The organism is Bifidobacterium sp. LH_417, from assembly GCF_056357035.1.
In genome coordinates this window covers 19,834-32,539 of sequence record NZ_JBKEVI010000006.1, presented here as the reverse complement: position 1 = coordinate 32,539, position 12,706 = coordinate 19,834, and the positions used below count along the sequence as shown (strand labels likewise).

The following is a 12,706-nucleotide window of genomic DNA, read 5'->3' as shown; positions in this document are numbered from 1 at the left end:
CCTACGCGAGCACGTCCCTGAGGAAGTCGCGCTGGAGGACGAGCAGGTTCTCGGCGACCGTCTCGTCGTTGGTCATGTGGGTGATGCCGGTGAGCGGCAGGAACGTGTGCGCCCGCCCGGCCGCCATGAGCGCCTGGGAGAGACGCAGACTGTGCGCGATGGTCACGTTGTCGTCGGCGAACCCGTGGATGAGCATGAGCGGGCGTTCGAGCTTCGGGGCGTCCGCAATGATCGAGTTGCGTTCGTATACGGCCGGGTCGAGACCGAGGTAACGCTCGGTGTAGTGGGTGTCGTAGAGCGTCCAGTCGGTGGGCGGCGCGCCGGCGCACGCGGCGGCGAACACGTCGGGCGCGTCGAGCACGGCGAGCGCGGAGAGGAATCCGCCGTACGACCATCCGATCATCGCGACCTTGTCGAGATCCGGCGCGGGGATGCGCGTCGGACAGCCGGCCGCGGGACCACCCTCAGTCGGCTCCGCCGACAGCTCCCGCCAGCGGGAGCAGGAGGCACGATCCTCCTCCCGATAGGAGGTGGCACAGTCTTCTTCCCGGCGGGAGCGGAGGGCACGGCCCTCCTCTCGACGGACTCGGGAATCGTTGAGCGCGGCGACCGCGTCGGGCAGGGCGCGCACGGCTTCGATCTGATCGGCGAGGGTCACGGCCTTCATGTTCTCGAAGATCTCGCGATCCCAGCGCGGGCCGCGGCCGGTGGTGCCGCGACCGTCCGCGGTGACGACGAGGAACCCCTGATCGGCCCACCATTGCGCGTCCCAATAATAGGACTGCGCGGCGGCGACCTGCTGGAAGCCGGGACCGCCGTACGGCTTCATCAGCACGGGCAGCTTGTCGGCGCGCGCGTACGGGCTGGACGCGCTCGGCGCGACAATCGCCGTGTAGAGACGGTGCTCGCCGAGGCGCGTGAACGTCACGTTCGGCGTGAAACCAGGTTCGGCGGCGGTCGACGCGATCGATGCGACGGGTGCCGCGGGATTCGCGGACTCGTGACCGTCGCCACGCTTGGGGGCGGCATCGGGACCACCCTCAGTCGGCTCCGCCGACAGCTCCCGCCAGCGGGAGCGAGAAACACGGTCGGCCTCCGAGCGGGAGCAAGAAACACGGTCGGCCTCCGAGCGGGAGCAAGAAACATAGTCGTCCTCCCGCTGGCGGGAGGTGGCACGCAGTGCCGGAGGGTGGTTGACGGCCGGCGAATGCGACATGGTGACGCCGGGAGCGGTCATCGAACGGCCGGTGACGACGATACCGTCGCCGGCACGTGACGCGGTCCACACGCCGGGGCGGTTCGTGACCGGCGTCACCGAGCCGTCGTAGCCGAAGCTCACCACGTCGAAACTGCGAGCATCATGCGCGCCGACGTGGGATTCATCGTCGGCACCACGCATCATGTCATCCGCAGCGCCGCCGGCAGCGCCATCCTCGGCCGCGCCGCCCCGCCACTCCTCGGGCTCGTCAGGGGCGAGGTCGGGGTCGCGCTGCACGACGGCGAGCACGTCCGTATCGGTCACGTCGAGTACGCGGCGCACGTTCCAGCCGAGCGGCGTGAACGCGCGACCGTCGACGGTGAGCCGGTTCGTGTCGCCTTCCATGTCGTTCCACGCGCACACGAGCCGCCCGTCGGGCGTGAACGCGGGCGCGCCGGCGACGAGGTCGATCCACTGCTCATTCGCATGTTCCTCAAGTACGCGGGTGGAGCCGAACGGATGGTCGTCCGTGGGACGCGCGACCGCGACTTCGAGCACCTGGTCGCGGGTCTGGCGACGGTTCTGGACGAGCACGATTGGTTCATGGCCGGCCGTCCAGCGCACCGCGGCCACGTACTCGTAGGCGTCGCGATCCCACGAGACATCGGCGTTCGCGGTGATGCCCGCATACCGGTCGTCCGCGTCGAAGGCGAGCGTGAGCGCGGTGAGATACACGTCGGCGTTGCGAGTGAGCGCACGCGGGTAGCGTCGGCCGGCCGCAGGCCGCTCCGGGTCGGCCGGATCGGAGATGAACCACGTGGGTTCGTCGGCGGTGTCGAAGGATTCGAAGAGCACATGACGGGAATCAGGCGACCACCAGAAGCCGTCGTAGCGGTCCATCTCCTCGCCGGCGACGAATTCGGCGAGGCCGATCCGCCACGTGTTCTCGGCTGGATTGCCGTCTTCGTCCTCGACGGCGACGCCGTAGATCGCGGTCACACGGTCGTCGAGCGGCTCGTAGTCGTCGACGGTTCCGGCGGCATCCGCATCGGCGTCACCGGCCGGGTCATCGGCGTCGTCCGGCCAGTCGCCGATGTCGACGAGCATGAGGTGCTCGCCGGTGGTGTAGAGCACATGGTCGCCGTCCGGGCTGATGCGCGGATTGAGGACCGGCGTGTACAGCGCCGGATCCTCGTCGAGCCATGCGCCGGCGAGCTCTCGCGTGGCGATGTCGGGGGTGACGGTATGGCCCCGGCGGCGTTCACCGGCGTTCGGCGGGATGTCGCCGGGGAGCCCGCTGTCCGACGCCACGGCCTCGTCGTCCCACAGGATCTCGGTGAGATACAGCCGTCCATTGATGGTGAACACGATGCGGTCGCCGTCCGCGCACACCGAATAGGAGACGATGCCGGCGCCGCCCTCGCGGGCGCGCTCGCGGCGCGCCTTCTCCTCGGCGGGCACATCCTCGCCGTCCGCTCCCGCATCGCCAAGCAGGTCGCGCGGGTCGGCGAGCTTCGTCTCGTGGTGGCGGCCGTCCGCGTCGAACCAGCTGAGCCAGAGAGCGGTCACCAGGTCCTCGGGACCGTCGGAGCGCAGGAACAGGGCCTCGGAACCGTCGCCGATCACGGTGGCGGAACGCGGTGCGCCGCAGGTGAACCGCAGGGTGCGCGCCTTCGCGCGGGGAAAATCGTCGATAACACTCATGCCGCCCACGATACCCGCACTCGTGCGGAAGGGCGGGGAACTGATGGCGCATCGCGGACCACCCCCAGACGGCTACGCCGCCAGCCCCCGCCAGCGGGGGCGAGAGAAGGACTCGGCCGCACACCGGCCTCCGCCGCCAGCGGGGCGAGTGGGGGATGCGGCCGTTCACCGGCCTCCGCCGCCGGCGAGGGCGAGAGAAGAGACTCGGCCGCGCACCGGCCTCCAGCGGGGACGAGAAGGAGCGCGGCCTCCAGCGAGGGCGAGTGGGGGATGCGCCCTAAACGAGGGACGCCGCTGCGCCGACGCGCCGTCGAAGTGGTGTCAAAGTGGTGCTTTTGCAAGTATCGGCGCGTGAAATATGGCGCGTTCCAACCCCTGCGTACACTAGTCAAGGATAGAAAGGGATGACTATGAGCGTTCTCGACCGTTTTGAGAAAAGCGTGGAAGGCGCAGTGAACGGAGTGTTCTCGAAATTCGGCTCCAAGGATCTGCAGCCCGTCGACCTGTCCAGCGCACTTGAGCGCGAGATCGACAACGAGGCCATGCCGGTGGGCCGCGACCGCACGGTCGCCCCGAACGAATACCGCTTCAAGCTGAGCACGCCCGACTTTGACCGCATCGAGCAGTGGGGCAGCGAGACCCTCGCCGACGAGCTGGCCGACAACCTGACGAACTACGCGCGCACCCAGCATTACGCGTTCGTCGGGCCGGTGGTCGTGATCTTCGAGGAGGATCTCGACCTGTCCAAGGGCAGCTTCAAGCTCACCTCCGCTTCGGTGCAGGGCAACGCGGTGCCGGTCACCACGACCGACCAGAACCAGGACAGCCCGCTGCTGGAGATCAACGGCAGCCAGTACCTGCTCACCAAGGACAAGACGATCCTGGGCCGCGGCTCCGGCTGCGACATCGTCATCGACGACCCGGGCATCTCCCGCAAGCACCTTGAGATCGACATCACGCCGAACGGCGTGATCGCCCGCGATCTCGGCTCCACGAACGGCACGTACGTCGAAGGCCATCAGGTGCCCGCCGCCACACTGCTGGACGGCAACACCATCACCATCGGCCGCACGCGCATCCTCTACTGGGCCTCCTCCCAGGAGCAGGAGTGACGCGCCCGACGGCGTGAAGACCCGTAAGAGTAAGGTCGAAACCGCATGACCGAACTGACATTCGCACTGCTGAAGTATGGATTCCTGATCCTGCTGTGGGCATTCGCGTGGTTCGCCGTGCGTTCTTTGCATAAGGACATCGAGTCCTTCAGTCCGCGTCCCTCGCGTTCGCGTCGTCGCAAGGAACGCCACGCCGCCCGCAAGGCCGCCGCCCCCGCCGTTCCGGTGACGGGCGGCGCACCCGTCGTGGCACCCTCCTCCCCCGCGGAATCGCCGCGACGGGGAGCCTCCTCCGGGCAGGCCGCGGCCCCGCGCGCGACATCCCCGTCCACCACCGCGCATCAAGGCCCCACGCTGCTGGTCATCATCGACGGCCCGCTGGCGGGATCGTCGGTGCCGTTGACCGGCGAGACGATCACGCTCGGCCGCGCCGCGTCGAACACCGTCGTGCTCGACGACGAGTTCGTCTCCTCGCGTCACGCCCGCGTGTACGCCGACCCGCATTCCGGCCAGTGGGCGATCGAGGACCTCGGTTCCACGAACGGAACCGTCGTCAACGGTCAGCGCCTGACCGTGCCAACCGTACTTCCCGCCCGTGTGCCCGTGCGCATCGGCGCCACTACCTTCGAGCTGAGGTGATGCATCCATGACAGGATCCGCCGACCAGTCGCCCACCACGCCGATTCCGCAGCACTCCGCCGCGGAATCGTCCGTGCGCGACGCTCAGGCCACGCAGGCGCTGCACGTCAACGCACGCGACGTCCAGACCACGACGCCGATTATCGTCAACGCCGACCACGCCGGCACCAGCTATGACGATGACGGCGACACCATCGCCTCGGCCCTGCACGACGCCGCGGCCGGCCATGATCTCTTCGACGGCGACACCATCGGAGATACGATCGGCGACACGATCAACGACTCCGGGGAGCCGCGTCACGCCGCACGCGACGATGACGGCGACGGCGGTTCCGACGGCCAGAAACTGTTCCTCTGCTCGACCACCGTTTCCGACGTGGGCACCGTGCGTGCGAACAATCAGGATTCCTCGTTCGCTGGCGAGCATTTCATCGCGATCTGCGACGGCATGGGCGGCCACGCGGGTGGCGACACCGCCTCGACGATCGCCATCCGTTCGCTCGCGCACATCGAACGCGACGACGTGACCGACGACGTCGCCGCCATCGCGTCGATGATGGAGACCTCGGTGATGGGCGCGCACGACGCGATCGTCGGCAAAGCCCGCCGCGAACGCAAACTCGCCGGCATGGGCACCACGGTGACCGCCGTGGCGCTCGTCAACGGCTGGTGGGTGCTCGCGCACATCGGCGATTCCCGCGCCTACCTGCTGCGCGACGGCGTGCTCAGCCGTGCCACGCAGGACCACAGCTACGTCCAGCATCTGATCGACACGGGCCGCATCACCAAGTCGGAGGCGAAGAACCATCCGCAACGCAACGTGGTGATGCGCGTGCTCGGCGATTTCGACATCGACCCCCATCCGGACATCGCGATCCTCAAGGCGCATCCGGCCGACCGTTGGATGCTGTGCTCCGACGGCCTGTGCGGCGTGCTCGAGGATTCCACGATCGCCGAGACGATGATGGAACTGTCCGATCCGGCCGAATGCGCCCAGCATCTCGTTTCGATGGCGCTGCGCGCCGGCAGCACCGACAACGTGACCGCGGTGATCGGCGACGCAACGCTCGCGCTCGACGCACACGCGTTCGCGCTGCCGCAGCAGACGCCGCTCGTCGGCGGCGCGGCGAGCGCGAGCCTCGAACCGCTCGCCGACATCGTCAACGAGCCGGTCGCAACGGCTCCCGCGCTGCGCGACGACGGCTCGCCGGCCCGCCGCGCGGCCGCGCTCACGCAGGAGGCGCATCAGATGCCCGCGACCGCACCGGCCGCCGAGGAGGCGCCGCGCGTCGCGCAGCCGTCCATCGTGCGCGAAGAGGCGGGCGAACGTCGCAACCCGGATACGGGCGAGATTCCGGTCGTCCAGAAGAGCGACGGCGAAGTCACCGCCGATCCGAACGATCCGGCGGTCAAGCGCGCGATCCGCGAGGAGAAGGTCGAACAGCGCAAGTCCGAGCGCGGCAAGCGTCGGCGGCGGCGCGTGGCGGTCATCATCACCGTCATCGCGATACTCGCAGCGATTGCCGGCGCCCTGTATGGCGCGTACCGCTACAGCCAGTCGAAGTATTACGTCGGCGAGGCGGATGGCGTGGTCGCGATCTATCAAGGGGTGCCTACGAATCTCGCAGGATTCGAGCTGTCGCATGAGGTGCAGCGCACCACGATCAAGGTGAGCAGCCTGCCGTCCACGTGGCGCACCGAGCTCAGCCAGGGCATCGTGCGCGACAGTCTCGGCGAAGCGCAGGATCATGTCAAGCTGATTCGTGACGAATTGAAGTCGATGGAGAAGGAGCAGGCGTCGACCGGTTCCAGCTCCAGCGACACAACGAGCGGCGACAAGACATCCGGCGATCAGACGGCGAAGGAAGGCGGATCGCAGCAATGATCGCCCTCCGTCTTCGCCAGATCGCGCTGCTGTTGGCCGCGTTCGCGATCTGTGCGGTCGCGTTCTATCAGATGTTCTATCGCGTCGAGGGGTCGTTCCCGTCCGAATACGCGATCGCGCTGGGCGTCGTCTGCGCGTTGTCACTCGTGTTCTGGATTCTCGTGGACCGGTTCCAGCCGTATGCGAGCCAGGTGATCCAGCCGTGCGTGCTGTTGCTCACCGGCATCGGCGTGCTGATGATCGCCCGTATCGACCATGAGAACGAGACGACGGTGGCGTTGCGTCAGATCATGTTCGTATGCGTCGCGATTGTGCTGTGCGCGGCGCTCGTCATCGGACTCAGGGATTACCGCGTGCTGCGGCGGTTCTCGTATGTGAGCATGGTGACGGGTCTTGTGCTGCTGCTCTCCCCGATGCTGCCGGTGCTCGGCCAGGAGGTCAACGGCGCGCGCATCTGGATCAGGATTCCCGGCATCGGGCAGATCCAGCCGGGCGAGTTCGCGAAGCTGTTCCTCGCGTTCTTCTTCGCCGCCTACCTGTTCGATCACCGCGACCAGCTGGCCGTCGGCGGCAAGAAGGTGCTTGGCCTGCAACTGCCGCGCATCAAGGATCTCGGCCCGATCATCATCGTGTGGGTCGCGTCGATGGGCGTGCTCATCATGCAGCATGACCTCGGCACGTCGCTCATGTTCTTCGCGATGTTCGTCGCGATGCTCTACGTGGCCACCGGCCGCCTGAGCTGGATCGTCATCGGCTTCATCGCGTTCGCCGCGGGCGCGGTGCTCGCCGCGAGCGTGTTCAGCCATGTGGGCGCCCGTGTGGACGCGTGGCTGCATCCGTTCGACAATGAGCTGTACAACCGCGCGTACGGCGGCTCCTACCAGATCGTGACCGGCCTGTTCGGTCTCGCCTCGGGTGGTCTGCTCGGCACCGGGCTCGGCCAGGGGCATCCGAACCTCACGCCGTTCGCGAACTCCGACTACATCTACGCCTCGGTGGGCGAGGAACTGGGGCTCGTCGGCTGCATGGCCGTGCTCGTGCTGTACGTCATCATCATCGCCTCCGGATTCATCACCGCGATGAAGATCAAGGACGGTTTCGGCAAACTGCTCGCCTCCGGTCTCGTGTTCACGATGGCGTTCCAGGTGTTCACCGTGGTCGGCGGCATCACGCTCGTCATCCCGCTCACGGGCCTCACGCTGCCGTTCATGGCGGCCGGCGGCTCGTCGCTGATTGCGAACTACATCCTCGCGACGCTGCTGCTCATCATCTCGAATGCGGCGAACAAGCCCGCGCCGGACACCGACTCGGAAACGTTCCAGTTCGAGGCGATGGCGGTGCTGCGCGACCATGAGCTCAAGGAGCGCGAGGCGGAGCTCGCCGCATCCGGCGAGGCCGACGAGGCGCGTGCGCGGCATGGTGCGCACGCCTCGCACGCCGCACGCACCGCAGGCGCCACGCCAATCGCGCAAGTCGCACAAGTCACCGGGGAGGCGGTCCGATGAACAAGACCCTCCGCCAGCTGTTCACCGCCGTCATCGTGCTGTTCACGATCCTCGGCCTGTCGACGACGATCATCACCGCGATCCGCGCGACCGAACTCAACGCGGACACGCGCAACTCGCGCGCCCTCTACCATGAGTTCGGCGCGCCGCGCGGCTCGATCCTCGCCTCGGACGGCACGGTGCTCGCGAAATCCGACGCATCGAACGACGCGTTCAAATACCAGCGCTCCTATGCGAACGGCCCGCTGTACGCGCCCGTCACCGGCTACTTCTCGATCAGCCAGCGCGCCGACCGCGGCATCGAGGCGTCGCGCAACTCGCTGCTCTCCGGCGAATCGGACAGCCTGTTCTGGCAGCGCATCAAGTCGACGCTCACCGGCAGCGAGAACAAGGGCGCGAACATCGAGACGTCGATCAGTCCGGCGCTGCAGCAGGTCGCCTACAACGCGCTCGGCAGCCAGTCCGGCGCGGTCGTCGCGATCGAGCCGAAGACCGGACGCATCCTCGCGATGGTGTCGACGCCCAGCTACGATCCGAACGTGCTCACCACGCATAACGGCAAGGACCTGACCTCCAACTACGCGAACCTCACCCAGGATCCGAGCAATCCGATGCTCAACAACGCAACCAGCCAGCTGTTCCCGCCCGGCTCGACGTTCAAGACCGTCGTGGCGGCCGCCGCGCTGGAGACCGGCCAGTACCAGACCGACACGCAAATTCCGGCCGGCGCGAGCTACACACTGCCCGGTACGGTCACGGATCTCACCAACGTCGAATACCAGGCGAACGGCTCGAACGGCACGATCAGCTTCGAGGACGCCCTCGCTTATTCGTCGAACACGGCGTTCGCGCAACTCGGTGTCGCGCTCGGCGAGGACAAGATCGCCGACATGGCCACGAAGCTCGGCTTCGGCAGCTCAATCACCGTGGACGGCACCGATGCGACCGGCTCGCCGATGAAGGCCGTCGCCTCGAACTATCCGACGTCGATGACCGACGACAAGCTTGCACTCGCGTCGATCGGTCAGGGTGATGTAACCGAGACGCCGCTGCAGAACGCGATGATCGCCGCCGCGATTGCGAACGACGGGACGCTCATGCGCCCCACGCTCGTCGACCGCGTGCGCGCCAGCGACCTCACCGTGCTGTCCGAAACGAAAGCTTCGACGATGTCTGAGGCATTCAGCTCGGACACGGCGAACAAGCTCACGCAGATGATGCAGGCAGTCGTCACCAAGGACTCCCCCACGCTCGCCCCGGACGGCGTGAGCGTGGCGGCGAAGACCGGCACCGCACAGATCGGTGCCGACAACAGCGCGATCGACGCATGGGTGATGGGCTTCGCCCCCGCCGACGATCCGAAGATCGCAATCGCCGTCGTCGTGCACAACACCACCGGCTACGGCATCACCTCCGCCGGTCCGATTTTCCGTTCCGTACTCGAGGAGGCGCTCAAGCAATGAAACTGATCGAAGGACAGCTGATCCATCGCCGATATCGCCTTGACTCGCGCATCGCGAAAGGCGGCATGGGCGAAGTGTGGAAGGGCTGGGACATCCAGCTCGGCCGCCCGGTCGCCATCAAGGCGCTGCGTTCGGATCTGACGAACGCGGAGGCGAAGCTGCGCCGTCTGCGTGCCGAGGCGCATAATTCCGCGAACCTCGCGCATCCGAACATCGCCGCATTGTTCGAATACTACGAGCATGACGGCATCGGCTTCCTCATCATGGAGTACGTGCCGTCGAAGTCCCTCGCCGACATCTTCCACGAGAAGGGCGCGATGGACCCGCTCGAACTGCTGCCGATCCTCATCCAGACCGCGCGCGGCCTGTTCGTCGCGCACAGCCACGGCGTGATCCACCGCGACGTCAAGCCCGCGAACATCATGGTCGCGGACAACGGCGAGGTGAAAATCACCGATTTCGGTGTCTCCTATTCCACGAATCAGGAGCAGATCACGCAGGACGGCATGGTCGTCGGCACCGCGCAGTACATCTCCCCCGAGCAGGCGCAGGGCCAGCAGGCCACGCCGCAGTCGGACATCTACTCGCTCGGCGTCGTCGCGTACGAGGGCCTGTGCGGGCACCGCCCGTTCACCGGCGCCACGCCAGTCGACATCGCCGCCGCACACGTGAACGACCCCGTTCCCCCGCTCCCCGCGGACATCGACGTGCAACTGCGCGAATTCGTCATGTCGATGCTCGCCAAGGACCCGCTCGACCGTCCGAAGGATGCGCTCGTCGTCTCCCGCACGCTCGCGCGGATCGAACGCCGTCTGCTCGACCAGCAGACCGAACTCAACGATGCCACCATCATCACGGGGCGCCGCCTGCCGCGCAGGATCGCCAGCACCCCGCACATCCCCCTCGTCTCGTCGCCTGACAGGCGTGCCGCCGGCACGAACCAGCAGACGTTTTGGAAGGAGCAGCAATGAGCAACATGCCCTCTTCTCTCGCCCAGGGCCGCTACCAGCTGGGCCAGCTGGTCGGCCGCGGCGGCATGGCCGAGGTGCACGTCGCCACGGATACGCGACTCGGCCGCACCGTCGCCATCAAGATCATGCGCGCCGACCTCGCCAACGACGAGATCTTCCTCAAGCGGTTCCGCCGCGAGGCGCATTCGGTCGCGCAGATGAACAACCCGAACATCGTCAACATCTACGATTCGGGTGAGGAGACGGTGATGGGAGACAACGGCCAGCCCGAACTCCTACCGTACCTCGTCATGGAGTATGTGAAGGGCCAGACGCTGCGTGACATCCTCCACGTGAACGGCGCCCTGTCGCAGCGCGACGCCGAACAGGTGATGCTCGGCGTGCTCAACGCGCTCGAATACTCGCACCGCATGGGCGTCATCCACCGCGATATCAAGCCCGGCAACATCATGATCTCCGAGCAGGGCATGGTCAAGGTCATGGACTTCGGCATCGCCCGCGCGCTCGACGACTCCGCCGCCACGATGACCCAGTCGCAGGGCGTGGTCGGCACCGCACAGTACCTCTCCCCCGAGCAGGCGCGCGGCGAGACCGTCGACATGCGTTCCGACCTGTATTCGGCCGGCTGCGTGCTGTACGAGATGCTCACCGGCCGTCCGCCGTTCACCGGCGACTCGGCGGTGGCGATCGCCTACCAGCATGTCTCCGAAGTGGCGACGCCGCCGAGCGCCGTCGTGCCGGGACTGCCGAAGATGTGGGATTCGATCTGCGCGAAGGCGATGGCGAAGGACCGTCAGAACCGTTACGCGACGGCCGCCGACTTCAAGAACGACATCCTCACGTACATGAACGGCGGCGTGCCGGTGGCGGCCGCGTTCAACCCGCTCACCGATCTGGCGAACATGAAGGCGCGCAAGCAGGCCGAACAGGATGCCGCGACCGTGCCGCTCAACCCGAACGACAAGAACTCGACGCAGGCGTTCAACCCGGTGACCGGCCAGTTCGACCGTGTGCCCGCTGCGGCTGCGGCCAGCGCGGGCCAGTCGACCGCCGCCGCGGCCGCCCGTTCGCGCGCCGCACAGCGTGAGGCGGCGGCCAAGGAGAAGCGTAAGAAGAAGATCATTCTCGGTTCGGCGATCGGCGGCCTGGTCGTCGTCGCGATCCTCATCGCCATATTCTTCGCGATGGGCGGCGAGAAGGCGGTCGCGCAGACCGCCACCGTGCCGACGATCACCTCCGCGATGACGAAGGACCGCGCCAAGTCGACGATCGAGGCGGCCGGATTCCAGTTCCAGGCGATGGTCGACACCGATTCGACCGAGCCGGAGGGCATGTTCACCAAGCAGAGCCCGAAGGGCGGCACGAAGGCCACCAAGGGCTCCACCGTGAAGGTGTGGTTCTCCGCGGGCCCGCAGGAGACGTCCGTACCCGATGTGAAGGGCATGTCGCAATCGGCGGCGAAGGCGGCGTTGGAGAAGGCCGGATTCAAGGTCCTGTCCAGCGTACAGACCGAGAACAGCGCCGACATCGACCAGGATAAGGTGACGCGCACCGATCCGGCGGCCGGTACGGCGCAGACGAAGGGTACCGCGATCCAGCTGTACGTCTCCTCCGGCATGACGGAGATTCCGGACGGCATCGTCGGCCAGAACAAGGACGCGGCCACGGCCACGCTGCAGGGGCTGAAGTTCACGGTGACGATCACCGAGGAGTATTCGGACACGATCGCGGCCGGCACGGTGATGAGCGTCAACCCGGGTTCGGGTTCGACGGTCGCGCAGCGTTCCGCCGTCACGATCGTCGTGTCGAAGGGCAAGGAGCAGGTGAACGTCCCCGACGTGACCGGCCAGACGTATGCCGCCGCGAAGGCCCAGCTGGAGGCGCTCGGATTCACCGTCGCGCAGTCCGGCTCGACCGGCACGAGCGACAAGGTCCTGTCGCAGAACCCCGCTTCCGGTCAGGCCGAGAAGGGTGCGACGATCACGCTCACCACGCAGGGTTCCGGTTCCGGCAGCGACACGGATGATTCCGGCAGCAACGGCTCCGGCAACAGTGACTCCGGCAACAGCGGCAATTCCGGCAACTCCCAGTGACCGCATAGAACCATGCATCGCGCTTGCGTGCGATGCATGGTCTCCATAGGCCGGCCGCGGGCTCTGCCCACAATCGGCCATCAGTAGGCAAGCAGTTGGCCCCCTCAACTGTTGAGGGGGCCAACTGCGTACCGGG

8 protein-coding genes are annotated in these 12,706 nt (G+C 67.0%); 7 read left to right on the top strand and 1 reads right to left on the bottom strand.

The features are described from left to right. Window position 1: 1 nt before the first annotated feature. Window positions 2–2,902: a prolyl oligopeptidase family serine peptidase gene (locus AC1AYR_RS05300; RefSeq protein ID WP_476511798.1), complete on the bottom strand. Its 2,901-nt coding sequence runs from the start codon at window positions 2,900–2,902 to the stop codon at window positions 2–4. A 410-nt stretch (window positions 2,903–3,312) separates the two neighbouring features. On the opposite strand from AC1AYR_RS05300, the gene AC1AYR_RS05295 reads away from it, so the two are divergent. Genes AC1AYR_RS05295 through pknB form a run of 7 tightly spaced genes read left to right on the top strand, consistent with a single transcriptional unit; the run spans window position 3,313 to window position 12,570 of the window. Beyond that, a complete protein-coding gene (locus AC1AYR_RS05295; RefSeq protein WP_476502248.1) occupies window positions 3,313–4,014 on the top strand; it encodes an FhaA domain-containing protein in 702 nt (233 codons plus the stop codon). 45 nt (window positions 4,015–4,059) lie between these two features. Further along, on the top strand, window positions 4,060–4,653 hold the full coding sequence (locus AC1AYR_RS05290) for an FHA domain-containing protein FhaB/FipA (protein ID WP_476511799.1): 594 nt from the start codon (window positions 4,060–4,062) through the stop codon (window positions 4,651–4,653). 7 nt (window positions 4,654–4,660) lie between these two features. Continuing rightward, entirely contained in the window at window positions 4,661–6,538 is a 1,878-nt protein-coding gene (locus AC1AYR_RS05285; protein ID WP_476511800.1) for a PP2C family protein-serine/threonine phosphatase, read from the top strand. Then, window positions 6,535–8,043, top strand: a complete 1,509-nt coding sequence (locus tag AC1AYR_RS05280) for an FtsW/RodA/SpoVE family cell cycle protein (RefSeq protein WP_476511801.1) — start codon at window positions 6,535–6,537, stop codon at window positions 8,041–8,043. The genes AC1AYR_RS05285 and AC1AYR_RS05280 overlap by 4 nt, the downstream gene beginning before the upstream one ends. Beyond that, the gene (locus AC1AYR_RS05275; RefSeq protein WP_476511802.1) at window positions 8,040–9,506 is read left to right on the top strand and encodes a peptidoglycan D,D-transpeptidase FtsI family protein; all 1,467 of its coding nucleotides are present in this window, start codon (window positions 8,040–8,042) and stop codon (window positions 9,504–9,506) included. The genes AC1AYR_RS05280 and AC1AYR_RS05275 overlap by 4 nt, the downstream gene beginning before the upstream one ends. Further along, the gene (locus AC1AYR_RS05270; protein ID WP_476511803.1) at window positions 9,503–10,477 is read left to right on the top strand and encodes a serine/threonine-protein kinase; all 975 of its coding nucleotides are present in this window, start codon (window positions 9,503–9,505) and stop codon (window positions 10,475–10,477) included. Before AC1AYR_RS05275 ends, AC1AYR_RS05270 begins: the two co-directional genes overlap by 4 nt. Then, the gene (gene pknB / locus AC1AYR_RS05265) at window positions 10,474–12,570 is read left to right on the top strand and encodes a Stk1 family PASTA domain-containing Ser/Thr kinase (RefSeq protein ID WP_476511804.1); all 2,097 of its coding nucleotides are present in this window, start codon (window positions 10,474–10,476) and stop codon (window positions 12,568–12,570) included. The genes AC1AYR_RS05270 and pknB overlap by 4 nt, the downstream gene beginning before the upstream one ends. Window positions 12,571–12,706 lie beyond the last annotated feature (136 nt).